Origin of the sequence: Fodinibius sp. Rm-B-1B1-1, assembly GCF_038594945.1 — a bacterium.
Lineage (GTDB): Bacteria > Bacteroidota > Rhodothermia > Balneolales > Balneolaceae > Fodinibius > Fodinibius alkaliphilus.
The window spans coordinates 731,000-757,514 of record NZ_JBCFYD010000002.1 but is presented as its reverse complement, the minus strand read 5'-3'; the positions used below and the strand labels follow the sequence as shown (position 1 = coordinate 757,514).

General features: G+C 41.6%; 29 protein-coding genes. 6 read left to right on the top strand and 23 right to left on the bottom strand.

The window, feature by feature from the left end; genetic code table 11:
* Positions 1-3 precede the first annotated feature (3 nt).
* On the top strand, positions 4-1,011 hold the full coding sequence (galE, locus tag AAFH98_RS10615; protein WP_342522687.1) for a UDP-glucose 4-epimerase GalE: 1,008 nt from the start codon (positions 4-6) through the stop codon (positions 1,009-1,011).
* Here galE and AAFH98_RS10610 read toward each other — a convergent pair whose 3' ends face one another.
* From AAFH98_RS10610 to AAFH98_RS10500, 23 genes are all read right to left on the bottom strand, one after another.
* The gene (locus AAFH98_RS10610) at positions 1,012-1,827 is read right to left on the bottom strand and encodes a methyltransferase domain-containing protein (protein ID WP_342522686.1); all 816 of its coding nucleotides are present in this window, start codon (positions 1,825-1,827) and stop codon (positions 1,012-1,014) included.
* 33 nt (positions 1,828-1,860) lie between these two features.
* Entirely contained in the window at positions 1,861-2,976 is a 1,116-nt protein-coding gene (locus AAFH98_RS10605) for a DUF4837 family protein (RefSeq protein WP_342522685.1), read from the bottom strand.
* Positions 2,977-2,999: 23 nt separating this feature from the next.
* Positions 3,000-3,812 (bottom strand): tryptophan synthase subunit alpha, encoded by an 813-nt coding sequence (gene trpA, locus AAFH98_RS10600; RefSeq protein WP_342522684.1) that lies wholly within the window; start codon positions 3,810-3,812, stop codon positions 3,000-3,002.
* Between the two features lie 103 nt (positions 3,813-3,915).
* Entirely contained in the window at positions 3,916-5,103 is a 1,188-nt protein-coding gene (gene trpB / locus AAFH98_RS10595) for a tryptophan synthase subunit beta (protein WP_342522683.1), read from the bottom strand.
* A gap of 83 nt (positions 5,104-5,186) precedes the next feature.
* Positions 5,187-5,861, bottom strand: a complete 675-nt coding sequence (locus AAFH98_RS10590) for a phosphoribosylanthranilate isomerase (protein WP_342522682.1) — start codon at positions 5,859-5,861, stop codon at positions 5,187-5,189.
* A complete protein-coding gene (gene trpC / locus AAFH98_RS10585; RefSeq protein WP_342522681.1) occupies positions 5,862-6,677 on the bottom strand; it encodes an indole-3-glycerol phosphate synthase TrpC in 816 nt (271 codons plus the stop codon).
* Between the two features lie 9 nt (positions 6,678-6,686).
* Positions 6,687-7,727: an anthranilate phosphoribosyltransferase gene (gene trpD, locus AAFH98_RS10580; RefSeq protein WP_342522680.1), complete on the bottom strand. Its 1,041-nt coding sequence runs from the start codon at positions 7,725-7,727 to the stop codon at positions 6,687-6,689.
* 40 nt (positions 7,728-7,767) lie between these two features.
* Positions 7,768-8,349, bottom strand: coding sequence for an anthranilate synthase component II (locus AAFH98_RS10575; protein WP_342522679.1), 582 nt, complete (start codon positions 8,347-8,349; stop codon positions 7,768-7,770).
* 106 nt (positions 8,350-8,455) lie between these two features.
* Positions 8,456-9,445: a tryptophan--tRNA ligase gene (trpS, locus tag AAFH98_RS10570; RefSeq protein ID WP_342522678.1), complete on the bottom strand. Its 990-nt coding sequence runs from the start codon at positions 9,443-9,445 to the stop codon at positions 8,456-8,458.
* Positions 9,446-9,709: 264 nt separating this feature from the next.
* Complete coding sequence (gene trpE / locus AAFH98_RS10565; RefSeq protein WP_342522677.1) at positions 9,710-11,179, bottom strand: anthranilate synthase component I; 1,470 nt, start codon at positions 11,177-11,179, stop codon at positions 9,710-9,712.
* A 288-nt stretch (positions 11,180-11,467) separates the two neighbouring features.
* On the bottom strand, positions 11,468-12,295 hold the full coding sequence (gene pssA, locus AAFH98_RS10560; RefSeq protein WP_342522676.1) for a CDP-diacylglycerol--serine O-phosphatidyltransferase: 828 nt from the start codon (positions 12,293-12,295) through the stop codon (positions 11,468-11,470).
* A 2-nt stretch (positions 12,296-12,297) separates the two neighbouring features.
* Positions 12,298-12,954 (bottom strand): phosphatidylserine decarboxylase family protein, encoded by a 657-nt coding sequence (locus AAFH98_RS10555; RefSeq protein ID WP_342522675.1) that lies wholly within the window; start codon positions 12,952-12,954, stop codon positions 12,298-12,300.
* Between the two features lie 14 nt (positions 12,955-12,968).
* Positions 12,969-14,303: an RIP metalloprotease RseP gene (gene rseP / locus AAFH98_RS10550; RefSeq protein WP_342522674.1), complete on the bottom strand. Its 1,335-nt coding sequence runs from the start codon at positions 14,301-14,303 to the stop codon at positions 12,969-12,971.
* 15 nt (positions 14,304-14,318) lie between these two features.
* Positions 14,319-15,464, bottom strand: a complete 1,146-nt coding sequence (locus AAFH98_RS10545; protein ID WP_342522673.1) for a 1-deoxy-D-xylulose-5-phosphate reductoisomerase — start codon at positions 15,462-15,464, stop codon at positions 14,319-14,321.
* An 86-nt stretch (positions 15,465-15,550) separates the two neighbouring features.
* A complete protein-coding gene (locus AAFH98_RS10540) occupies positions 15,551-16,450 on the bottom strand; it encodes a histone deacetylase family protein (protein WP_342522672.1) in 900 nt (299 codons plus the stop codon).
* 14 nt (positions 16,451-16,464) lie between these two features.
* Entirely contained in the window at positions 16,465-17,229 is a 765-nt protein-coding gene (gene pgeF / locus AAFH98_RS10535) for a peptidoglycan editing factor PgeF (protein ID WP_342522671.1), read from the bottom strand.
* Complete coding sequence (locus AAFH98_RS10530) at positions 17,210-18,091, bottom strand: shikimate dehydrogenase (RefSeq protein ID WP_342522670.1); 882 nt, start codon at positions 18,089-18,091, stop codon at positions 17,210-17,212. Before AAFH98_RS10530 ends, pgeF begins: the two co-directional genes overlap by 20 nt.
* 55 nt (positions 18,092-18,146) lie before the next feature.
* A complete protein-coding gene (locus AAFH98_RS10525) occupies positions 18,147-18,644 on the bottom strand; it encodes an SRPBCC family protein (RefSeq protein ID WP_342522669.1) in 498 nt (165 codons plus the stop codon).
* A gap of 200 nt (positions 18,645-18,844) precedes the next feature.
* Positions 18,845-19,459, bottom strand: coding sequence for a dTMP kinase (gene tmk / locus AAFH98_RS10520; RefSeq protein WP_342522668.1), 615 nt, complete (start codon positions 19,457-19,459; stop codon positions 18,845-18,847).
* 106 nt (positions 19,460-19,565) lie between these two features.
* Positions 19,566-20,267 (bottom strand): PspC domain-containing protein, encoded by a 702-nt coding sequence (locus AAFH98_RS10515; RefSeq protein ID WP_342522667.1) that lies wholly within the window; start codon positions 20,265-20,267, stop codon positions 19,566-19,568.
* A 77-nt stretch (positions 20,268-20,344) separates the two neighbouring features.
* The gene (locus AAFH98_RS10510) at positions 20,345-20,917 is read right to left on the bottom strand and encodes a 5-formyltetrahydrofolate cyclo-ligase (protein ID WP_342522666.1); all 573 of its coding nucleotides are present in this window, start codon (positions 20,915-20,917) and stop codon (positions 20,345-20,347) included.
* Positions 20,918-20,919: 2 nt separating this feature from the next.
* Positions 20,920-22,536, bottom strand: coding sequence for a bacillithiol biosynthesis cysteine-adding enzyme BshC (bshC, locus tag AAFH98_RS10505; RefSeq protein ID WP_342522665.1), 1,617 nt, complete (start codon positions 22,534-22,536; stop codon positions 20,920-20,922).
* Between the two features lie 3 nt (positions 22,537-22,539).
* Positions 22,540-23,097, bottom strand: coding sequence for a bifunctional nuclease family protein (locus AAFH98_RS10500; RefSeq protein WP_342522664.1), 558 nt, complete (start codon positions 23,095-23,097; stop codon positions 22,540-22,542).
* A gap of 167 nt (positions 23,098-23,264) precedes the next feature.
* Between AAFH98_RS10500 and AAFH98_RS10495 the strand changes: the two genes are divergently transcribed.
* The 5 genes from AAFH98_RS10495 to nuoD all read left to right on the top strand — a co-directional run bounded on the left by AAFH98_RS10495 (position 23,265) and on the right by nuoD (position 26,499).
* Entirely contained in the window at positions 23,265-23,639 is a 375-nt protein-coding gene (locus AAFH98_RS10495) for an Mth938-like domain-containing protein (RefSeq protein ID WP_342522663.1), read from the top strand.
* Between the two features lie 163 nt (positions 23,640-23,802).
* Positions 23,803-24,180: an NADH-quinone oxidoreductase subunit A gene (locus AAFH98_RS10490; protein ID WP_342522662.1), complete on the top strand. Its 378-nt coding sequence runs from the start codon at positions 23,803-23,805 to the stop codon at positions 24,178-24,180.
* 21 nt (positions 24,181-24,201) lie between these two features.
* Positions 24,202-24,684 (top strand): NADH-quinone oxidoreductase subunit B, encoded by a 483-nt coding sequence (locus AAFH98_RS10485; protein WP_342522661.1) that lies wholly within the window; start codon positions 24,202-24,204, stop codon positions 24,682-24,684.
* Position 24,685: 1 nt separating this feature from the next.
* Positions 24,686-25,198: an NADH-quinone oxidoreductase subunit C gene (locus AAFH98_RS10480; protein ID WP_342522660.1), complete on the top strand. Its 513-nt coding sequence runs from the start codon at positions 24,686-24,688 to the stop codon at positions 25,196-25,198.
* An 8-nt stretch (positions 25,199-25,206) separates the two neighbouring features.
* A complete protein-coding gene (gene nuoD, locus AAFH98_RS10475) occupies positions 25,207-26,499 on the top strand; it encodes an NADH dehydrogenase (quinone) subunit D (protein WP_342522659.1) in 1,293 nt (430 codons plus the stop codon).
* The last annotated feature ends 16 nt before the right edge of the window (positions 26,500-26,515 follow it).

The window sequence follows — 26,515 nt, the reverse complement described above, 5'->3', positions numbered from 1 at the left end:
ATAGTGAGCATTTTAGTTACGGGCGGAGCCGGATTTATCGGCAGCCATACGGTTGTAGAATTACTGGAAGATGACCAAGAGGTTATCGTTGTTGACAACCTTAGCAATAGCAAAAAGGAGGCCTTAAATCGTGTTGAAGAAATAACAAATAAGTCGCTCACTTTTTATAAGACAGATCTTATTAACAAAGATGGGTTAGATGAAATTTTTAGCAAACATGATGTTGATTCAGTGATCCATTTTGCCGGTTATAAAGCCGTTGGGGAATCGGTTGAAAAGCCTCTGATGTACTATCACAATAACATAACCGGCACTATTTATCTCTGTGAAGTAATGCAGAAGCACGGCGTCAAAAACATCGTATTCAGCTCTTCTTCCACCGTATATGGCGACCCCGATGAGGTTCCGGTCAAAGAACACTTTCCCGTTTCTGCCACCAATCCATACGGACGTACCAAACTGTTTATTGAAGAAATTTTGCGCGATCTCAACACGGCTGATGACTCCTGGAATGTGAGCCTGCTCCGCTACTTTAATCCTGTAGGAGCCCATCCCAGCGGTAAAATTGGCGAAGATCCCAACGACATTCCTAACAACCTAATGCCCTACATTACGCAAGTAGCCGTAGGTAAATTAGAAAAGCTTTCAGTTTTCGGGGATGATTATCCCACCCCAGACGGAACCGGAGTCAGAGATTATATTCACGTTGTGGATTTGGCCAAAGGGCATCTGAGTGCATTGAAAAAGCTCGAAGAAAATCCCGGTGTGGTTACCTATAATCTGGGGACGGGCACGGGCTACAGCGTCCTCGATGTTGTAAAAGCATTTGAAAAGGCATCCGGCAGAGACATCCCTTACGAAATCACAGATCGTCGGGCTGGCGATATCGCTATTAACTTCGCCGATCCTTCGAAAGCTGAAAACGAATTAGGCTGGAAAGCCGAATTTGATCTCGAAGATATGTGTCGCGATTCCTGGAACTGGCAATCGAAAAATCCGGAGGGATATTAATTAGGAGTCAAAATCCCGTTTTACCGCTAAAAACACGACATGGTAGTTAACGGTTATATCACCTTCCGTCGAATTATCCCAGTGATCCACTAAGAGTTGTCGCTCATCCGAGGTTAGGTGTCGACCCTTTATCTGGGTCCCCATCCCCAATTGTTTGAGTTCCTCAAAAAAATCGTCCGCGCTTTCATACGTCTGGGTAATGGTATCCTCGTAATAATCCACCTGGGCCGGTCCTACCGACATTTTAATGACCATCTCCTCCACATCAGGCAACTCGTTACCCGTAAATGGCAACCCTAATTCCTGACAATGCTTTTTCCACTGGGGAAAACTTTCATTTCCAGGGAAAGAGGCCAACAGCAATCCGCCTGGTTTAATAATCTCCAACCACTTTGCCAACGTTTGCGCTGGATCTTTAAACCAATGTGCAGCAAATCCACTCACCGTCATAGCATAATGGGGATCCTCAAATTCGGGCACCTCCTCGACATCTGAGACCGAAAATGATAGGTTTTCATTGCCAGAAAAGGTATCCTTACAGAAATCAATCATTTCCAGCGATAAGTCATAGGCCTCAATTTTTCTATCCGGATACAATTCCGCAATGCCCTCAGTTACAAACCCAGTACCCACTCCCAACTCTGCGATAGGACCTGATGGAATGATATCTCTCCACGGTTGTAACGAAGCAATAAGACGATCCGCTACTTCGCGCTGAACTTCAGCATGTTCATCATAAAACAATGTATCTTGACCAAAAGATTGAGCAATATGTTCTTTGATACTACTCCACTCAACAATATCCTGTTCACTCATCAAAAAAACTTCTGTAACAAAACTTTATTCAAATTATTCTTCTGCTGCCATTTCACCTACCGGAGTCTGCCATGTAGAATCAGTCTCAAAAGTGCGAAGCATCGATCGGAATTGTCGTACAAAACGACGTTTATCATATTTAGGTGCGAACTGAGCAAATTCAAGCATAAAAAGACGATTCGTTTTATCATCATACACCGTGAAATTTACAAATGGACCAGCCATCGCATCATTGGTCATCGTCCAAATGCCTAACGTTTCAAAAGCAAGCTTATCATTAAACATAAACTGTTCGGTTTCATGGGGACGATTATGAGCTGTAGTAACATAAGAACTGTCGCGCGATCCCCGGATCCACTGCTTGGTTAACGAATCTCTTTTAGCATTAATCCAATCCTCGTCAATCTGGCTTGCATCATCTACTTTTTTCCACCACATCCAAAACCAACGGTCGTTTTCAGGCAGCGGACGACGCATCGTCATAAAATGCTGTTCTTCTCCATTTTCTGAGTACGTTGTATCAATATTTTTAATCCAGTCATGCTGAATACGAATTTTCCAACCCTCTTCCTGCCAAATACTATCCGCCAAGGCCACCTGTTCACCTCGATCATAGATTTCTTCGGTATAGCGGTTCAACTCCTTGTTAATTAAATTATCCGTCAGCGTTTCTTCGGAATTTCGTATTTGCTGAGCTAATGTGGAATCGGATTGTCCCGATAAAAGCATAACCCACTGATTGCGGTACCAGTGATCCTTCAACGGAAAGGCAAACGCTTCACCCTCCCGAACTTGCTGTTCAATTTCATCATTAAGGAGCGCACGTACCAGTTCCCCTGTATTAGTACTGTCATTTATTGGAGCAGCGACAATAAGATTTCGATATCGTTTATAATGCTCCAACTGTTCATTAGTCGTAAAATCCTGGAATCGAAGGTCAAAACGCGGGGGTTTTCCGGGTATCGTTTGAATCCACCCACCAAATGTTTCCCGAAGAGCTTCCGCTGTTTCACTCTCAAACTGCGTAGAGTCCATCAACACCACCACTTCTCCAAAGCTTCCCCGGGCTTCTTGACGATAATCGCCCTCACAACCAACCCAAACGCCTATTAGCAGGATAAATACAGATATTTTAAATACTGATTTCATAGCCTCAATAATGATATTAAATATTACTCTTTACCATACTTCAACCTTCTAACAAATGCAAACACCTCATCTTTCCATCCCTTCTCAGGGTAATGACTTCGGATGGTATCAATAAGTGCACTTCCCACAATAAAGCCATCCATATCTGCTGCTATACGCTGTGCATCTTCATAGGATTTAATGCCAAACCCAACCATTTTGGGGTTACGGGTCACATTTTTTTGTACGCGATTAATAAAGCGTTCTACTGACTTTGCCACTTCATCTCCTTCACGAGCACCTGTAACGCCCGTAACCGACACGCAGTATACAAAACCCTGTGATTCCTCATCAATCTTGCGCATTCGTTTATCAGACGTATTCGGAGCCACCAGATAAATAATTGGCAACCCATTGTTAGCCGCTTCTTCTTTCAGAATTCCTGATTCTTCTATGGGGATATCCGGAATAATCAGTCCATCAACTCCGGCTTCAGCTGCATCTTCACAAAATGCTTTTGCGCCATACCGCAACACCGGGTTAATGTAGCCCATCAAAATAATGGGAATCTGAGACTTTTCCCGCACCTGCTCTACAATGTGCAGGATTTTCTTCATCGTAATACCCTGCTCGATAGCTACATTGCTGGAGTATTGAATGGTTGGTCCATCCGCCAATGGATCGCTAAACGGCATCCCCAACTCGACCATATCTACTCCATTTTCTTCGAAGCCTAAAATAAGATCAACTGTTGCTTCAAGATCAGGATAGCCAGCCGTTAAAAACAGGCTCATGATCTTTTCGGAGCCATCATGACGTTCAAAAAGTTGCGTTACTCTATTTTCTGTCTGAATCATTGAGTCCTTGATTTAATAGAACGCGAATTATATGGATTCTACTGATTTTCGCAGATTTAACATTATATCAGTAGTCATCCACAATAATCACGTTATCGATGTTCTAAAGATTTTTTGAAATAGTGGTCATATCTTTGTCTCCGCGACCGGAGCAATTAAGCACAACAATCTCATCTTTCGATGTTTTGGGCATCAGCTCATCTAAATACGCAACTGCATGAGCCGTTTCGAGTGCAGGAATAATGCCTTCGGTTTCGGAAAGAAGCTTCACTCCTTCCATCGCTTGACCATCGGTAATTGCTTTGTAGTTCACTCGCTTTGTTTTATGAAGATACGAGTGCTCGGGACCAATGCCCGGATAATCAAGTCCGGCAGAGATAGAGTGTGCCAGCTGGATTTGCCCCTCGGAATTATGTAGTAAATAGCTCATAGATCCATGCAGCACACCGGGTTGACCTATGGTAAGCGTTGCTGCTGTTTGATCAGTATTAGCACCTAATCCAGCGGCTTCGAGTCCATACATTTGTACCGACTCATCTTCAATAAAAGGATAGAAAATCCCAATGGCGTTGGAACCGCCCCCCACACAAGCCAACAAATAATCGGGAATTTCTCGTCCCTCGGCTTCGGCTAACTGACTACGTGTTTCATCACCTATCACACGATGAAAATTACGCACCATCTTGGGATAGGGATGCGGCCCCACAACCGAACCGATAATATAAAAGGTATCCTCAACATTGGTCACCCAATCGCGAATTGCTTCGTTGGTAGCATCCTTCAAAGTTTGTGAGCCACTGGTAACGGGACGTACTTCCGTACCCAACAAACGCATGCGTTCAACGTTCAGCTTCTGGCGCTCCATATCTTCAGCGCCCATATACACAATACAATCAACGCCAAACTTTGCACAAGCTGTTGCCGTGGCTACCCCATGCTGTCCGGCCCCTGTCTCTGCAATAATGCGATTCTTACCCATACGCTGGGCCAGCAAAATCTGTCCAATAGCGTTATTTATCTTGTGCGCTCCAGTATGGCACAAATCCTCACGCTTAAGGTAAATCTTGGCCTTTCCATAATGATCGGTAAGCCGATTAGCGTACGTAAGCTTTGTAGGACGTCCCACATATTCATTGAGCAGCTGGCGATACTCCTTCTGGAAACTCACGTCATTCCAAGCTTGCTCATAGGCTTCTTCCAGCTCTTCTAAAACGGGAATTAAAATCTCCGGGACAAATTTGCCCCCAAATTCGCCGTAATATCCTTCCTTTGTCGGTAAATCGTATTTCATAATCAAATTTTGTCTAATAGATCCTGAAACAAGTTCAGGATGACACTTGGTGTTAAATTTCTAATCTCACTAAATACTCATTACTACAAATCACCAACCTCTTGCTTTTCCCAGATATCGCGCATCTCTTCCATAAACGCATCCACCTTATCGAAATCTTTTACTCCAGGATATGACTCCAACCCACTGGAAATATCCACTGCATACGGATGTACTTGCCTACAGGCCTGCCGGATATTATCAACATTTAGTCCACCCGCCAGAAAATATGGTACACCCTGTGCCACTTTATCTAACATAGACCAATCAAAAGATTGTCCGGTACCGCCCCATTTCCCATCTACTTTCGTATCAAAAAGCAAGTATTCAACATGATTCAGGAACGGTTCGATTCGCTTGTTCAGATCTGAGGCAGTGTCTTCCTCCTCAACGTGGATAGCTTTAATTACTGGCTTCTCCACCAGCGAACAGTAATCAGGATTTTCATCACCATGCAGCTGTACAAAGTCTATGCCCGTCTGACGAGCAATCATATTCACATCATCAAGAGGCTGATTTACGAAAACACCTACACAATCCGGTCCATGTAGCCAGTTAATCATTGCTCCCGCCTTAGCCGGGGTTACATAACGGGGACTATCTTCATAAAAGACAAATCCCATATAATGCGCTAAGGCTCCCGATACAAATCGGGCATCTTCCAGCGAAGTAATTCCACAAATTTTTACTTTGGTACGTTCTTCCGGATCTGCAAACATTTATTCAGCTATTTCTTCTTTAATTAATTTCTGTAATTCCATTTTCATATTCTTAACTGCTTTACCAGGATCAGACTGGCACATGAAGTGCTCCCCGATCAGGGCTGCATGAATTCCTTCATCAAAAAGCAGCTTCAAATCATCGGAGCTACTCAGCCCACTTTCGGAAACAAGCACCGTATCTTCAGGAGCTTTATGCAACAACTCAATACCACGGTGCAAATCAACTTCGAATGATCGTAAATCCCGATTATTTACCCCCAGAATATCAATATGTTCAAAGGTAATGTATTCAATATCCTCTTCCGAATAACATTCCACAAGCGCCTGCAAACCAAACTCCTTTGTTGCGTGCAATAGTTCATTAAGCTGACTCCCCTCCGTAATTGTAGCAATCAACAACACCGCATCGGCACCATATGCCTTAGCCTCTTTTACCTGGTAAGGATCAACAATAAAATCCTTGCGCAACAAGGGAATAGAAACTTCTTTAGAGGCTATTTCTAAATAATCAAGACTCCCTTTGAATGCCGGCTCATCCGTCAATACCGAAATAGCTGAAGCACCGCCTTCTTCGTATTGCCCTGCTATTTTCCGGGGATCAAAATCAGGACGAATCAATCCTTTCGAAGGAGAAGCTTTTTTAATTTCTGCTATTACAGCTACATCACTATCAAGCTGCAATGCTTCGGAAAAATCTCGTGGAGTCTGCTCAAACAGCTCCATATCTTCCAGATCTTTAAAGCTCACTTTACGCTTTCGCTTTTTAAGATCAATTTTTGTCTGTTCAACTATTTCATCTAAAATATTTGGCATCGTACTTCCTTATTTTGCAATATCATTTGAAGCTTCAACATACTTGTTCAGCGCTTCTTTCGCTTTGCCAGATTTCAGGCTTTCTACCGCCAACTTGCGTGCTTCAGTCAAATGGTCAACTTTGCCCGAGGCATGAATACCGAACGTAGCATTTAACAAAATGACATCCCGCTGGGCTTGCGTGGAGTTATTATCCAGAATAGAACGAATAATATTCGCATTGTATTTAGCATCTCCCCCCTGTAGTGATTCTAAATCTGTCCATTCAAAATCCAACGACCTGGGATCGAAAGTTGTCGATTCCTTCACCATGTTGTGATTAAGCTCATATATCTCCGATTGAGCAGCCAGACTCACCTCATCCAACCCATCATGAGCATTTACCGTGTAAGCAAACTCTGTATCTAAATTCGCAAGGATATGAGCAATTTCTCTGGCCACAGCCCTGCTGTAAGCACCAATCATCTGACGCTTCACCCCGGCTGGATTTAACAACGGTCCAAGGATATTAAAAAAGGTTCGAATGCCCATCGTACGTCGAGCCGGCATTACGTGCTTCATAGCCGGATGAAAATTAGGTGCAAACATGAAAACAAGTCCCGCTTCTTCAAAAACCCGCTCTACCTGTCTTTTATCTAGATCTATCACTGCCCCTAACTCTTCCAGAACATCAGCACTACCACTCTTACTGGATACACTTCGGTTGCCGTGCTTAAGAACGGGCACCTCTGCACCGGCTACCACAAACATTGAAGCCGTTGAAATATTGAACGTTCCCGAGCTATCTCCCCCGGTACCACAGAGGTCGACAGCTCCATCCACATCAACTTCTGGTTTTACGGCAGCATCACGCATCACACGAACAAACGCAGTAAGTTCTGCTGTGGTTTCACCTTTCGTTCGCATAGCCGTAAGAAAAGCAGCAACTTGCTCGTTGGGCACTTCTCCACTAATGATTCTCTGCAGTGCACTTTCCGCCTCATTTCCATTGAGGTCTTCCCGACGAACTAACTTATCTAATATTGAACTAAATTCTATAACCTTATGCATTACAAATATTTATAAATTTTACCTTAAGTACAGTTTTACACTATTCAGCTATTTTGTATTCCAATTCAAGCCAATTTTTTACAAGATTTGGTCCCTCTTTTGTGAGAATACTTTCGGGATGAAATTGAATACCTTCAAGGGGATATTTACGATGCCGTAATCCCATAATCACATTGTCATCACTGCGCGCAGAAACCTCTAATTCATTAGGTATGTGGTCAGGATCCAAAATCAACGAATGATATCGCGTAGCAATAAAATCATCGGGGATGTTTTGAAATACTGATTTCCCATCGTGTTTAATCAGAGATGTTTTTCCATGCATCAATTTTGGGGCATGAATTATTTTTCCACCAAATACTTCACCGATGGCCTGATGACCAAGGCATACGCCTAAAATAGGTGTGTAGGCCCCCAACTCTTTAATGACCGGCTCAGTAATGCCGGCGTCAACGGGACGGCCTGGACCTGGCGATATAAGTATTTTATCGGGACCTAATTCCTTCACCTCATCCACCGTGAGCTCATCATTGCGGACTACTTTATAGTCATCAGTAAACTCCGCAACAATATGTACCAAGTTATAAGTAAAAGAATCGTAATTGTCGATTATTAAAATCATGGCTAATTCAATTGTTGCACAGAGTTACGCAAAGAAAACACGAAGATTCACAAAGGGTCTCCTTGTAAATCTTTGAGATACTCTGTGATTCTTTGTGTTATAATAGTTAACTCGTAAAATCATATGTTTTAAATAAGCCAGTGGCCTCACGTACCGGCTCCATCACTTCCTCGGCACGTTCGCGGGCTTTCTTCCCTCCTTCTCTAAGGATGTCACGAACAGTATCCAAGTCCTGCGACAGCTCTTTTCGCCGTTCTCTGGCTTCCGCAAAATACTCTTCAATCATACCCAATAACTCATTCTTTGCATGCCCATAACCGTATCCACCCGCCCGATACTTCTCGGCGATCTCATTCTTCTTCTCTTCATCCGCAAAAAGTTTAATCAATGCAAATACATTACAACTTTCCGGATCTTTAGGTTCATCCAACGGTGTAGAATCGGTCTGGATTGACATTACCTTCTTCTTCAACTCTTTCCCTTCATCAAAAATGCCAATAGTATTTCCATAGGACTTGCTCATCTTCTGTCCGTCGACCCCAGGCACAACCGCCACCGATTCCAAAATATGTGGTTCAGGTAACTTTAGGTATTCATCCCCATAATTATGATTAAATTTGCCAGCTAAATCGCGACAAATTTCAATATTCTGTTTCTGATCCTGCCCTACGGGAACCAAATCGGCATTATACATCAGGATATCAGCGGCCTGCAAAATCGGATAAGTAAACAACCCTATATTGGGATTCAATCCCTGGGCAACTTTATCCTTATACGCCACGCCCTTCTCCATCAAACTTACAGGACAAAACGTGCCTAAAATCCAAGCTAATTCCGCGTGTTGGGGCACATCACTCTGGGCAAAAAACGTGGCTTTATTGGGATCTAACCCCAGTGCCAGGTAATCGAGCGCTACATCAATAGTATTCTGGTAAATTTCTTCACCGTCGTTAATAGAAGTTAATGAGTGGTAGTTCGCTATAAAGTAAAAAGCGTCGCCTTCCTCCTGCATCTGGATATGCTGACGCAAAGCTCCAAAATAGTTACCCAGATGAAGTTTTCCTGACGATTGTATGCCTGATAATATTGTTTTCATTGGTTCAAGTTGTTCTAATTCAATTATTAATCAATTTAAGATTCCGTGTCATCTTGAATTCATTTCAGGATCTATCAACTTTATTCTTTGATGTACTAAAATAAGTTCAGCATGACACTGCCTTTTTTCTTTACTCTTATCTATATAATCAATCTCCCTAAATCCCTCTTCTCCAAAAGGGATTTCAAAACGTTAATCCTTAGAGTTTCTCCTTGGAAAAGGAGGTCAGGAGGATTGAACTTAAAACATCAATATTTTTTGTATTCAATTATCATCCGTTATCGACAGCGCTACGCTAAGTGCTTCAACCAGCGCACCGGCCTTGTTTTGTGTTTCTACATATTCTTTTTCTGGATCACTGTCGGCCACAATGCCGGCCCCAGCCTGAATATACACTTTTGAATCCGTGACAAGCATCGTGCGAATCACAATGCAGGTATCCATATTGCCAGAAAAATCGAAGTAGCCAACAGCCCCTGCATATGGACCACGCTTGGTTGGTTCCAACTCATCAATAATTTCCATGGCACGAATTTTAGGCGCCCCGCTGACCGTTCCTGCCGGAAAACAATATTTGAGTGCATCTACTGCTGTTTTATCCTCAGCCAGTTTTCCTTTTACGTCCGAGACGATGTGCATTACATGCGAATACCGTTCAATCACCTGCTCGCGAACAGGCTTAACTGTGGCTGGCTTACAGACACGCGACAAATCATTACGACCCAAATCAACCAGCATCACGTGCTCAGCAATCTCCTTGGGATCATTTTTAAGATCCTCTTCCAGCTCCAAATCCTCTTCCGGAGTTTCCCCACGGGGACGAGTCCCCGCAATGGGTAGTAATTGTGCCGTTTCATCCTGAGCACGTACCAACACTTCCGGAGACGAACCAACGAGCCCAAAATCATCGAAATCAAGAAAAAATAAATACGGCGACGGATTAACCATCCGCAAGGCACGGTATAACATAAAACGATCTCCGCTGAAATCTGTTTCAAATCGCTGCGATAAGACCACCTGGAAAATATCACCCTCGTAAATATACTCCTTTGCTTTTTGGACCATTGCCTCAAACTCAGGCTGGTCAATATTGCTGGACAACTTATCCGGCTCAATAGAAAATGAATCAGTCGATCGTTCCGGCCGATATACCAACTCTTCCATGTCGTCCAATCGTTGCTGAGCCTCATCAAAAAGCTTTGCAGGTGAGGAATTGTTATCCGTAAACACTGTTTTGATGATGATTACCTGCTGTTTCACATGATCAAAGGCATACACTTCATCATAAAACGCCCAAATAGCCTCCGGGATATTAAGATCATCTTCCGGAGCATCCTCCAGTTGCTCCACTTCCCGAACGGTATCATAAGAAGAAAACCCAACAGCTCCACCCGTCAACCGCGGCAAATTGGGAATTTCAGGCTCACTGTGCTGCGTCGTCAACCGTTTCAGTGCATCGAAATAAGATTCTTCAAGATTCTGTGTCCTTCCTTCTGATTCCAGCGTTACTGCTTCTCCATCATATTGTAGCACTTGATATGGATTACGACCCAGAAAAGAATACCGGGCCACCTGTTCTCCCCCTTCCACTGATTCCAGCAAAAAAGGATAACGAGCTTCTTTTCGGAGTGACAGAAACAATGAAACCGGAGTTAAAACATCGGCCATGAGCCGACGATACACCGGTACTGCCGTATAATTCTTTGTTAATTTTTTAAAGTCTTCTAAATCCATTTACCGTCGTTTAAGATCCTGAAACAAGTTCAGGATGACATTATATCTTCAATAACTATTTTAAAACAAAAAAGCCCACTCCAGTTTCCTGCAGTGGGCTCTCAATAATTCTTTGGATCAATTCAGCTTATAAAAATGCCACTGCCTGTGTATGTTGCTTCACAGGCCAGCACCAATTGATATTTTTATGAGCTGATTTTTTCATAACGGAGTGAAGATAGTATCCGACAAGGCGAAAATCAACAAGTTTATTTGGTTGATTAAACATCAACCATGATTAGTTTAATCCTAATTTGCTCCTTCTTCCAAATAAGAGTCATCTCCAAAAGCTTCTTTCCAAAAAAAGTACGCTCCAAAGAAAATGCCTTTCAGAATAAACACAGAAAAGACGATCATTAGCCCTACCTCCTGAAATAAAAGAATCAGTATTCCATACACGATAAAAAGTGACAGCTTCCCTTTATATCTTCGGATTGATTGCTTATCGAAACTGGGCATCTTGTCGAATGGAATAGTGCTTACCATTAAAAAGGACAGTAAGACAATTAAGGGTATTAATATAGTATTGATTCCATATTCGAAACCTCCGAAGAGTTCAAGTTGGTTATAGAAGGTCAAATAAAATGCCGCTATCATAATGGCTTGGCCGGGAATGGGCAGCCCTTTAAAGAAATCCTCCCTGCTTTCCTGCACATCAACATTATAGCGGGCAAGACGAACAGCTCCACAAAGTGGCGGCAAGGCACTTAAAATGATCCCAACAAAAGGAAGTTCTTCTAACCCAAATGAATACAGCAGAAAACCCGGGGCTACACCAAATGAGACGACATCGCTAATAGAATCGAGCTCGATACCAAATTGACTGGTGGCATTGGAAAGGCGTGCCATAAATCCATCCAGCGCATCAAATAATCCCGCAAAAACGATAAGCCAGGCTCCAAAGAAAAGGCGTCCTTCAGCAATACTAATGATCGCCAGAAATCCACAAAAGAGATTCATCAGCGTAAAAAAGCTGGGGATTACAGTTCGTGGAATTTGTCGACGGTTATCCCTATTCTTTTTTTTGCGTTTTCTACGGCGGCGAAACTTCTTCCATTTTTGAATTGGGTATTTCATCTTTATGCGTTAATAGTCGCTAAAATTGTTTTTCCAGCCACAGCTTTTTCCCCTTCGGATACATTAATTTCAACTTCTGGCGGAACAAGTATATCCATTCTGGAACCGAACTTCATCATCCCAAACCGTTTTCCGGCTTCCAGCTGATCTCCTTTCTCAATATGATATACAATACGTCGAGCTAAAAGACCGGTGATTTGTCTAAAAAATATTTTTGTCTCTGAAGGATGTTTTACACCAAAATCAGCACGCTCGTTGAGCTCTGAGGCCCGATGATCATAGGCCGCCAAGAATATGCCGGGTTCATATTCCAGATATTCCAACGTACCACTTATAGGTATACGATTTACGTGTACATTTAGTGGAGATAGAAAAATACTTATCTGCGTGGCAGGCCCATTTATATATCGTTCTTCTTCTACCTCTTTTATTTGAACGACCTTTCCATCAGCCGGAGATAATATGTAATTATCGCCCTTTGTAATTTCTCTATCAGGATCACGAAAAAAGTAGAGTATAAATGCCACAAGCAAAACCATGGCACCATAAAGTACATATGATGACCAATGGGGTCCCACAAAATATTTTGTTAATCCACTTACAATAAGTGCAAAAATGATAGTTACGAATATTGTAGCATATCCGTCGCGTGCAAACATAGGTATATATTTAATTAGCCGAACTGTCGTAGAATGTCATTAAAGGTAACAAAAATAAAGAGTGCAATGATAAGCAAAAAGCCAATTTGCTGCAGTGCCATCCGAACTTTAGGAGAAGGCTCACGGCGGGTAATCCCCTCATAAATCAAGAACATAAGATGCCCTCCATCTAAAACAGGAATTGGTAAAATATTCATAATCGCCAAAGTAATACTTAAGAAGGCCGTAATTCTCCAAAATCCAACAGCTCCTCCTGCATCCGTAGCTTCTTTGGTTACATTGGCAATGGCTACAGGTCCGCCTAAATTATCACGAACCGATATATCACCGGAAAACATTTTACTAAAGCCCCCAATTATACCCGTAACCGTTTCATTCGTCCGATCAACGCCAACATCCAGCGATGCTAAGAGACCATAATTAAATTGTTCAACTTCAAATACTTCTTCTGAGGGGGCATAAATTCCTAATCGGTTTTGAGAATCCGGCTGAATGGTAAAGTCCAACAGCTCTCCATCACGATTAATAACTAATGAAACTGAATCTTGGGCAGTAGAAATTTGCTCTACCAAATGAGCCCAGTGCGAAACTGACTGACCGTTTATTTTTGTGATCATATCACCCGCTTGTAGCCCAGCCTCTTCTGCGGGACTTCCGCCAGCCACTTGGCTTATTTTGCTTGGCAATATGTTGACAAGCGTTATTAATCCCTGTTGGCCAATTTCATCGAGCAAGCTATCAGCAACGGTAACCGTCTGTTGCCTTCCATCGCGAAGAACCGTATAGCTCAGAGAAGAAGCCATCATTTTATTGGGCGCAAATAAATCCTGAAAATACGGGACTTCTTCTCCATTCACCCCCACAAGTTTATCCCCCGTTTGAAATCCGGCCTGTGCAGCTATTGAGTTTTCTGTAACATAGATGCTATCAACACTGTCCAGCTTAACTTTCGTATCACCATTAGAAAATGCTAAACCCGCGTAAATAAGCACGCCTAAAATCATATTAAAGATCACTCCGGCGGTAATAACAATTATGCGCTGCCAGACGGGTTTACTCCGATACTCCCACGGCTTGGGTTCCTCATCAAGATAATCGTCGTCCATACTTTCGTCGATCATCCCCGAAATTTTAACGTATCCGCCTAACGGAGTAGCACCAATACAATAATCGGTCTCTCCTTTCTGAAACCCCCAAATTCGAGGTGGAAAGCCAAGAGAAAACCGTTCGACACGCATGCAAAAAAGTTTCGCCGCTAAAAAGTGCCCCAACTCATGAAAAAATACCAGTATTAACAGAGCTGCAGCAAAAATTCCCAGCGTTGACAGTAAACTTATAATCCATTCCATGAAGCAAAAAAGTACTTAAATAGTTAATGCCAGCTTTCTGGCTCGTTGGTCTATATTTTTCAGTGATTCTAACGTAACAGATTCAGAATTATTTAATTGTTCTAAACACGATTCTATAACCTTAGGAATCTCAATATACGTAATTTCTTCTTTTAGAAAGCGAGCAACAGCCACTTCATTAGCCGCATTTAAAATAGCTGGGGCTAAACCTCCTTCTTTAATGGCCTCAATAGCTAAACGTAAGCAGGGAAAACGATCATAATCAACCGGTTCAAAATTGAGATCAAAAGCTGATTGCCAATCTAATCGTGGGGCATCAAGAGTAATTCTATCGGGATATGTTAGTGCATATAAAATAGGCACTTTCATTGTTGGCGGGCCTAATTGTGCTTTACTGGATCCATCAGTAAAAGTAATAACCGAATGAATAATACTTTGGGGATGAACAACCGGCTCAATTTTCTCCAGTGGAATATCAAAAAGCCAGTGGGCTTCAATAATTTCAAGTCCCTTGTTCATCATCGTGGCCGAATCGATGGTAATTTTGGCCCCCATCGACCAATTGGGATGATCCAGGGCATCCTCAACTGTAATCTCCTTCATCTGTTCTTTCGTCCATGAACGAAACGGACCGCCACTGGCGGTAATAATTAATTGTTCTATTTGATCGACAGATTCGCCCACCAAACACTGCAACATGGCACTATGTTCAGAATCCACCGGGATAAGCTGTTCTCGATTATCACCCAATAATTCGTTGATTAACGCTCCGCCAACGACAAGAGATTCTTTATTTGCCAATGCTACTTTTTTACCCGCTTTGATAGCCTCAACCGTAGGATCAAATCCCGAGTAGCCTACTAAACTATTCAAAATCACATCAGCGTCATTAAGGGTAGCCAGTTGTAACAGTGCATCACTGCCGACCAGTAATTCAGTTTCATCAGGCAGTTCATCTTTGAACCTATCTACATATTTTTCTGATCCGATAAGAGCATATTCTGGGACAAATTCCTGCGCCTGCCTCAACAGTTTTTCCCAACTGCTGTTGCAACTGATAGCCAATACACGAAACCGATCAGGATGTGCCCTGACAATATCTAACGCTTGCTCACCGATAGAACCGGTGGAACCCAATATGACAATATTCTTTTGTTTCAAAAGCGGCAATTCAGTTCAAAAATAGCTCTGAAGATAGATAAAATGAGATAGAACTCAGAATGATTTTCGAAGTCGTTTTGATCGCTCTAATATCCGACTTCTTTCGCCATTTTATACATCAAAGCATGTGCTAACACCGTTTCTTTGAGCGTTGGAGCATATCCCCCCGAAAGTAATAAAACCAATGGTAAATGTTCGCCAACAACTTTTTCAATTACGATTCGATCGCGCTGTTTTAATCCATTTAGTGATAACGACAAGCGACCATAATGGTCTGTTTCAAGAGGATCAATACCTCCCAGATAAAATACCAAATCGGGCGAAAAATCTTGAAAAATTTTATCCAGTGCATCGCCAAGGATTTGCAGGTATTTTTTATCTCCTGTTTCATCCGGCAACCCAATATCAAGCGTAGAAGGTGGTTTCTTAAATGGATAATTCTTTTCGCCATGCAGCGAAAACGTATAGACATCCGCGTTATCCTTAAAAATTTCTGCCGTTCCATTTCCTTGATGGACATCACAGTCAATCACTAAAATTTTCTTTGCCCACATCGACTGCTGCAACACATGGATAGCTACGGCTACATCATTAAACACACAAAATCCTTCCCCGAAATCAGGCATGGCATGATGCGTTCCTCCCGCTAAGTTTCCGGCAATCCCATCTTCTAAAGCCATAATCGCTGCGTTAATGGTACCTTGTACTGCCAGACGCGAACGAATAGCCAACCGTTTTGACCATGGAAGGCCCAACCGCCGTAACTTTTTGTCTCCCAAAGCCCCATTCATAATTCCATTGGCATAAGCTGAGCTGTGTACCATCTGCAAGTTTACCATATCAACCATGGAGGGAGCTATTACATCAGCTGCATTTAGAATATTCTGCTCCAGCAAATAACGATGTAATCCCGTAAACTTCTTCATCGGGAAAATATGATCCTCTGGGATAGGCGCATAATATCCGGGAGCATAAGAGACTCTCACAGTATACCGTAACTTTATTTTTGAATTGATATTAAGGCCATCATCCGCCCACTATTCTTCCCTTCCCTTCGAAAGGAATAGAACTTACCAGCATCATCAATAGTACACTCCGGTCGTATTTCTATCTTGTGTTTGGAAATCCCAGCACTTGTCAGTTGATCTTTTATAAAAGCCTTTAAATCGATGTGTGGCTTTTCAAAATTTGTAGCATCAACAAATCGATCAGGAAATTGTTCGGCAACCTCTATTCCTACCTCAAAGTTTGTTTGTGATATACATGGACTTACAAAAGCTTTTAAATGCTTAGTTTCTCCGCCCTGCCTTACCACTTCTTCTATTCCCCGAGGTACAATATTACCGGCAGCGCCACGCCACCCGGCATGTAAGGCTGCAATGACATTATTGGAGGAATCCCATAGTAACACAGCTGCACAATCGGCAACCTGTATAGCAAGCGTCAGCCCGGGGATTTTTGTTACTAAACCGTCTGTTGAGGGGTACGTTCCTCCCTCCGAAACAACTTGTATACGGTTACTATGTACCTGATCAGCATAAGCAGTCCATTCCGAATCAATATTAAGACTTTGAAGTAACGCCAACCGATTTTGGGCTATTACTTCTTTGCTTTCGGGGGTGTTAAAACCAAGGTTAAGTCCCGCAATAGATTGCCCAGCACTGACATAGTCAGCATTTTTTAAGGTAAACCAAGCCCCTACACTTTCGTCCTCCTCAAGTAATTGAGGCCTAATACATTCAAACTCAGTTTTTAATTCTTTCATGGAGTCTTTTACGAATTTTATCAATCGGAAATGATTTTCCTGTCCATAATTCAAACGACTTATTCCCCTGTTGAATTAACATCTCCAACCCATTAATCGTTTGTGCTCCCACTTCTTTAGCCTGTTTTAGAAATTTTGTTTCAAGGGGATTATATACGATATCGTAACATATACGATCCTGCAAGAAGTATTTTTCTGCCTCACGAACCGGGGATTGGTTAACATCGGGATGCATCCCCAACGGTGTAGCATTTACAATAAGAAATGTATCATCCAAAAAGGATGTCCAGTTATTATAAGAGATTAATTCCACATCTTTGCGATTAATCCAAGAAGATGAATTCGATCCCGGGGAACGAGAAACTAAATAAATTCGTGACAATCCCATGTCGCGAAGTGCAACAACAATAGAACGTGAAGCGCCCCCAGTACCAAACACAATGGCAGAACTTCCATCAAGCTCATATTCATAGTCCAGAAGTGGAGCCTTAAACCCCTTATAGTCAGTGTTGGTACCCCTTAACTGAAAATCATTTTTCACAATAGTATTAATAGCGCCAATAGCTTTGGCAGATGGATCAATACTATCCAAATAATCCATCAGAATCTCTTTATATGGAATCGTAATATTAGCTCCTAAAAAATTCTCCTCATTAAAAAAAGCCGCCAACTCATTAAGCTCATTATTCTGCACAGCTATGGCAACATACTGCGCTTCTATATTATGATACTTCAGTGCCAAGTTATGCATCAGTGGAGACCAACTATGCTCAATTGGATATCCCAACAAAGCATAAAATGGCGTATTGCTTTTGTCGCTTTTCTTAAAGTCAGAAAGGGTCATTATAATTTTATCAGACAAAAAAAATGCGCACTAAAAAGTGCGCATTCCTAATATTCCCAATTAAATCTATTGGTTATGCTGCCGCCTCTTCTTCAGCCTCAGCCTCTTCTTTTTCAATTGCTGCAAGCGTATCATCAGCTTTTTGCTTAAAAGTACCATCTTCAGCCTCTTCCTTAAAACGCTGAAGATCCTTTTTCATTTGAGCAGGAAGCCCTTGAATAAAATTGGCTAACTCTTCATCCGGCTCTCCATAAAAAGTACGATAATCTAAACTAAAATCGACACGAGTTCGCTCACCATTATCAAGCGGAGTAAAACGAATTGTTCCGGTTTGATTTAAATTACCATTGATTGTAATCCATGCGAATCGTGTATTGCGCAGGTCATCAATGATGTTGGTAGTCCATTCGAAATTCTCACTACCAAGAGTAGTAGCAAATTCGAATGTCTGTGAATTTATTTTGTTGACTTTTTCAATACGTTCGAAGAAGTGAGGAAAGTAAGTGGGATCACTTAAGTATTCATAGACTTTGGCTAAAGGCAGGTCAACGTCAATTCTTTCGTGCGCCATAATTTATACTTCAGAGTTGGTTAAAATTAAAAATTGAAAGATTTCAAAAGCAGATTTTCAATTTTGTAATAGGGTTAATCCACAATGCAATAAATATAAGCATTTTATCTGTTTTCAGCAATAAATTTCATTCTTAGAATTAAGAGGCTTTTTTTGAATAATACTTATACAAACGCTTTAGGGGCTATTTCAAAATTTTTCTATCGATTTCTATTCTTATACAACTGCTGCACATGCTCCCAAATACAGTCACCTACTTTTGAGGCAGGCTTTGTAGCATCTACCGTAAAGAAGCGCTTCTCTTGATTTGCCAACTTATCATACCCTTCAATAACTTTTTTATAAAAGTCATCTCCCGACAACTCCATCCGGTCTTTCCTTTTTGCCATCCGTTTTTTAGCATCTGCCAGAGATAACTTCATGTAAATAGTAAGATCTGGCTCACGCTGATGGCTCGCTATATTGTTGAGATGATGAATTTCATCTATTGAAACGGAGTTTCTGCCATATCCCTGATAGGCCGTAGTGGAATCGAAAAAACGATCCAGGATAACCACCTCTCCCTCTTCTAAATGTGGAAGTACGTTTTCTGCCATTAACTGGGATCGCGATGCAGAAAACAGTAATAATTCGGTAACCGGATCAATATCATAATTGGGATTTAATAATAACTCTCGAACCTTTTCCGAAACCACAGGTCCGCCGGGATCTCGAAAAACATGTACTTTTGTTCCCTTTTGCTCGAAACGTTTTTTTAAATTGGCTATCTGCGTTGATTTGCCACTACCATCAATCCCTTCAAAGGTTATAAACACATTCACATATTTTATATTCAAGAAATATTTCTGTGAATATAACAATCATCTCCCAGTAATGAATTCCTTTCCTCCAAGTTCTCCAATGAGATGCTTACGAAAAAGCCTAAAAATTGAAATCATCCATCATTTCCGGCGGCTCTTTATCTAATGCAATAGCAAGAGCTATATATATAAGAAGAGACGTCCCCCCGGCTGCGAAAAGAGTAATTACAAAAAGAGCCCTGATAACCCCGGCGTTAATACCAAAATACTTTGCCAATCCACCACAAACACCCGCAATCTTTTTGTCTGTTCGTGATCGATATAATTTTTTACTCTTTGAAAAAGCATACCGATCAAAACGCTCTTTTGTTGATGACTTTTTCTCATCATTGCTTTTGCCTTTGGAACCCAAATCATTTTCTAATGTAAAACCCTCTTCTTCTTTACTGCCCGTATTTTCTTCAAAGTCGTAATCATAGTCATAATCAAAACTTTCAGCAGTCTGGTTTTTCTTTTTCTTCTTCCGGTCTCTCACGAAGAACCCAAAACCAACAAGGGTTACAATAATACCACCAATAAGAGGCAAAACTCCAACGACTCCAGAAACATCCGGACCGATTGACAAACCGATCATCTGAAAAATATAGACGATCGCTACAAAAAACATGGCTATGCCTGCAATGGTAGCAAAGTTCCAGATATTGGTGTTCGACTTCTTTTCTTCTTTTAAAAACTCCTGCATGGTAGCTTGCAACTCATGAGCCTCAAAGTCCATGAGTGAATCTGCCTGTTGCCTGGATCGTCGTTTTGTTTGATCAGCCATAACTTTTAATGCCCAAGGATTATTTATTAACATCGCCTGATACGCAAAAGAGTATATCGGTGTTACAATTAGCAATGTTATTTTTTCAAAATACGTTTTTCAGTAATGATTTTCTCTAACGGAACATCAAAACTTTCTGTGGGAATACTTTCAACTACATTCCGATCAAAAATCAATCCAACTGTTGGACAATTAAGCTCCTCTAAAAATCGGTCATAGAACCCCTTTCCATACCCTATTCGATTGCAATTACGATCAGCACCTACCATTGGGACAATCACCAACTCTAATTCTTGGGGAGATACTTCCACTCCTGTGGCAGGCTCTAAGACTCCCCATTTGTTCTCTTCCAAATCATCAAAAGATTGCAATCGAATGTGGGTAAGCGTTCCATCATCCATATTTGTAACCGGCACAACCACCTCTCTGCCCTTTTGGATCATCTCCCAGATCAGTGCCTTCGTTTCAACCTCACGGCGCTTGTTGATTGACACATAACAATGTATAGTCTGCGCTTGCTGATATTCTTTCTGCTCTTTTAGCTTTTCGATGATCGTTGCCGATGCGCCATAAAACTCCGGCTCTGAAATAGCCTCTCGTTGCGCTAATAACTGTTGTCGAAGTTCTTCTTTGTTTTCAGCAGTCTCCACAACTATAAGTAAACTAATTTATGTTGATCAAAGTCTTCATTTTCATCAAATGCATCCAACAGGTTATCCCACAAATCAACGCCATACTTATTCATAAAAAAGATGGCAGCTAACGTTCGCTCTTGCAGACCATCCCCAGGATATAAGTTGGCTTTAATCCTTCGGATACGGTTAAGTTGCGTTTGGTCCTGTTTTTTAACCGATCGGTACACCTTGCCTTTCAACTTGTTGAGTTCATTAATATAAATAGAGGTTGCCTTTTCGGCCGCTGCTTCCAGCGTTGGATCAATTTCCTTTATATCCTTTTTCTTCTGATCCGTCAACTCCTCAACGGGCTCCATCCATTCCTTAAAAATTCCTTCAATATCATGCTGGTCCGTTTTTGAAACGTAATCCGATTCTAAATCCTCAATTCGATTGCCAAACTCATGAAATTCAAATGGCAACTCATTACTAATTCGATCAATGGCTGGTTCAATCAACGTGGCACTAAAACGTGGAAAAATGATGGGCATGGAAAGCCCAAAACACTCATACATCGATTTCATCTGTCCGTAATATGCCGTTTCTCCCGGTCCCGCTACATAGCCAATAGTAGGAAGCAAAGCATCTTGCAAAATGGGACGCATAAATACATTAGGGGAAAAACGTTCGGGATGTGACTCAATTTCATCAGTAAGTTGCTCTAACTCCCACGTATTATAGCTATCTGCCTTCCATCCTTGTCCATTGCGACTGATTTTTGTCCGTCCGGCTTCCTCATCCAAATAAAATAAATTGGAATCATACAGGGTAACCTGCTGGTGATACCGTTGACCAATAGCCTCACTTTTAGCTTGCAGCTTTTCTCGTATTTGATCAGCCTTTTTTACAGAAGTTTTTAGATACTCTGTCGTAAGCATTTTTGCCTTGGGGTGATTGCTCCCGGCAAGAACTAACCCGTGTTTGGAAAATAAGCGACTTATCAATAGGCCAAATGCTTTTAAAAAAGTGTTGCCCGGCTTAAAGGCTTCATCCAACAGGCCCCAAAGGTCATTTGAGAAATCAGTATTATAAAGTACTTGCTTTAATTCTTTTTTGAGCTCAGATATGTCTTCGGGAAGTGCGATTTCTGCGACCGTTGGCAAATGATCATTAAGAGGTGGTAATGAAAATGTTTTATGCTCTTCATCATCAATAACAGTCAGTTTTCGAACCTCATCATAATCATGATCTTCATCTGCCAACCAAAAAACAGGAATAACCGGTCGGTCTAACTCTCGCTCTAATTTTTGGGCCTGATGGATTGTACCAAGTGTTTTAAATACTGTATATAATGGCCCACCCAAAACCCCCAGCTGTTGGCCCGTTACTATGGCAAGGGCATCATCTGATTTGAGCCGTTCAATATTTTCTTTAGCTGCCTCATGGACATCAAACGGAGCATTAAATTCTTGAAGAAAAGCCCCTATTTCCTCTCGGTCTCCCTTAAACTCAAACTGTTGCGCTTTTTTCCGGACAGCTTCCGCATCAAAGGGGTTGACTTCAAAAAAATCACTTAACGTATCAAAACTCTGCACATATGTTTTAAATAGCTCCGAAAATGGAAGGTGTTCGAACGAATAATCGGTAATCTGCAACACTTAACCTTTTAATTTTTGGATTTTGTCCCGCAACCTGGCGGCCTTCTCGTAATTTTCAGTATCAATTGCGGTTTGCAGTTCGCTCTCAAGTTGTTCCAACTTACTCATCTCTTGGGGCTGATCTTGTGATTGTGTGGAAGCAGTCAAATCGCCACTGGATTCCCCTTCCGACACAATACCGGCTTCTTCTAAAATTTCACTGGCTACATAGATCGAGGCATCAAAACGAACAGCCAGAGCAATGGCATCACTGGGACGCGCATCCTGTTCCATCTGTTGGCCATTATCTTCATAAATAATCTTAGCGAAAAACGTACCTTCACTTAAATCGTTAATAAAGATCTGATCAACATTGGCACCAAAATTCTGGATCATATTTTTTAGTAAGTCATGTGTCATAGGTCGTGGAGGCTTAATATGTTCCAGTTCCAAGGCAATAGCCTGTGCCTCAAACGTTCCTATAATAATGGGTAAGCGCCGATTACCATCAATCTCATTCAAAATTAACGCATAGGCCCCACCACTACTTGGACTCGTCGAAAGTCCTAATATATCCATCTTTATTTTATCCAATGCTATAAAAGTTTCGTTCGAAATAGTTACTACTATTAAAGAATAGTAAATTTACTGATTTTTATGGTACCCGTAAACTTTAGAACCAACTTTAATAAAGCTATTTTATAAGTAAGAGTAAGTTAAAAATTACTGATAAGATTTTTCACCTCATGGATATAAAAACAGAATCACCCAAAATTAATTCCATAGAATGGGGAAAGATTAACGTTGGTGACAACCATATATATAAGGATGCAAAACTATTTCCCGGAGGATCGCGAGAATGGGATTGGAACGAAACGGGTACCCATCACCAACCGGGAATACAACCGGCCGATGTTGAAGAACTGGTTGATAAGAACGCACAAGTAATTATACTCTCAAAAGGTTTTCATAAACGGCTACAAGTTTGTGATGAAACAGTCGATTTTCTCAAAGAAAATGAGATAACATTTCATATATTAGAGACTGGTAAGGCTGCTGAAAAATATAATGACATCCGAAAAGAGAATCCGACGGGTGCACTGATTCATTCTACCTGTTGAAAAGACTTTTTTGCCAGCTATATATACTCATTTTAAATAAGATTGGGTCCGAAAATTTATATCTTTTCAAAGTCAGATGTCATATATTCTTTGCCTTATTTTCATTGACATTACGAGCCATTGCTACTAATTTCCGACTGACCAAAATCAATATTATTAAGCGATGTTTGAGAATTATTTACCTATTGTAATTTTAGCCGGTATTGCTGTTGTTCTGGCTATCCTTTTAATGAGTTTATCCCGTTTACTGGGGCCTTATCGCCCGAACAAAAACAAGCTGGATCCATACGAAAGCGGAATGGATCCTGTTGGCGATGCAGCTGATCGTTATTCTATCGCTTTCTACTTAGTAGCAATGGAATTTATCGTTTTTGACTTGGAAGTTGTTTTTATCTATCCCTGGGCGGTCAACTTTCTTGAGTATGGAGTAGGAACAATTGTAGCAATGGTTGTATTTATACTGATTCTTTTTGTTGGCCTACTCTATACCGTTAAAGTAGGTACGCTCGACTGGGATATGAAGAAAGGAATGTTTAATTAATCATAGTTAGCCTATACATTTATGGGTATTGAAAGTTCACTTGGTGACGGTTTTCTCACCACTAAAATTGATGCACTTACAAATTGGGCACGATCTAATGCGGCTTGGCCAATGCCAATGGGACTGGCTTGCTGCGCCATTGAGATGATGGCTTTTGCCGGACCTAAATATGACGCTGCTCGCTTTGGTTCAGAGGTAATGCGTTTTTCTCCTCGGCAAAGTGATGTTATGATTGTAGCCGGCTGGGTCAATTATAAAATGGCTCATGCTATTCGTCGTATCTGGGATCAGATGCCAGACCCTAAATGGTGTATTGCCATGGGAGCTTGTGCTTCTACCGGCGGCATGCACCGTTGTTATGGAGTCGTTCAGGGATGTGACAACTTCCTCCCTGTTGACGCATATATTTCTGGATGCCCTCCTCGGCCCGATGCCCTCTTACATGCCTTGATGAAAATTCAAGACAAGATTCGTACCGAACACTCCGTAATGCTCGATACTTAATATGGAATTAGAATTATCTGACACACTACAACATACGGTAGATAAATTAACCGAAGAATTTTCGGATGATTTTATTGAGGTCTACCAATCGACCGGTGACACTTTCATTCGGGTAGAACCCCAAAATATTGTAGACATATGCAGCTATCTTAAAAATAAACTGCATTATATTTACTTGAGCGATATCTTTGGGATTGACCGATTTGCATCCGAAAATCGCTTTGAGGTCGTATATAACCTGGTCTCTTTGCGAAATCGCGAAGTACTCTTCCTCAAAGTTCAGCTTCCCGAAGAAGAACCCGTACTTGATTCAGTAACCGATATCTGGAAATCTGCTTCATGGATGGAACGGGAAGTCTATGACATGTTCGGTATCAAATTTAATAACCATCCCGATTTTCGTCGTATTTATATGCCGGAGGATTACGACTTTTATCCCATGCGTAAAGAATTTCCACTGTTGGGTGTTCCCGGCTCTATTGAACTGCCAAACACAACACCTGACACTGAGTAGTTTTTATTATGGATAAGACTAAAATTACTGATCAATTAGATTCAAAGTTTTTTGAAGAGCACCAGAACAAACTGTACCAGGCTCTTGAAGACAAGCATACAACTGTAGAAATGCTTGACGACGAGGATCCACTGAGTACAAAAATGGTACTCAATATGGGTCCACAGCACCCGGCTACCCACGGAGTATTACGACTAATACTTCAACTCAATGGGGAACTTATTGAAAAAGCCAAAATTGACATCGGCTATCTGCATCGAGGTGTTGAAAAAATAGCCGAGAATAAAACCTATCAAGAGTTCATGCCTTATACTGATCGCATGGACTATCTTTCTCCCTACAGCAATAACGTTGCTCTTTGTACCGCTGTAGAGAAAATTGCCAATGTTGAAGTACCCGAACGTGCCCACTATATCCGGATGATTGGATGCGAACTTGCACGTATTTCTTCTCACCTACTTTGGTTGGGTACCATGGTGATGGATGCTGGTGCTGTTTCGTTCTTTATTTGGACCTTCCGAGAACGAGAAAAATTATACGATATTTTTGATCATATTGGTGGCCACCGTTTTACTATTTCTCATGCACGTATTGGCGGAGTCGCAAATGATCTTACTGATGATGCGCTTGGCATGATCAAAAATTTTGTAAATGAATTTCCACAAGAGCTGAAAGATTTTCACGGACTGCTGGATAGAAACAAAATTTTCTTTGATCGTAACCGTGAGGTTGGGGTGTTATCTACTGAAGATGCCTTAGATATTGGAGCTACGGGACCTACCTTGCGAGCTTCAGGTTATGCTTATGATATTCGCGATTTTGCCCCCTATGCTCGGTATGATGAAGTGGATTTTGAAGTACCAACACGACTGGAAGGTGATAACCTTGCCCGATATTACGTGCGGATGGAAGAAATGCACGAAAGTATTCGCATCATCCGACAATGTCTTGATAAACTGCCAAAAGGACCGGTTAGAACCGATAACGCCAAGCAGGCCTACCCTTCCAAAGATGAAGTTTATTACTCGATGGAAGGAATGATTCATGACTTTATGATGACTGACACCGGAATTTGTCCCCCGGAAGGTGCCGAAACGTACCATGCTGTTGAAGGTCCCAAAGGGGAACTTGGTTACTATATCCAAAGTGACGGTACCGGCCATCCGTGGCGGTTAAAAATCAACTCTCCATCATTTAAGAACTTACAAGCACTTGAAGATATGCTGGATGGAGAAAGCGTTGCCGATACCGTAGTTATTATCGGTGGTGTTGACCCAGTAATGGGCGAAGCAGATAAATAGAACTAATTGTGAGATT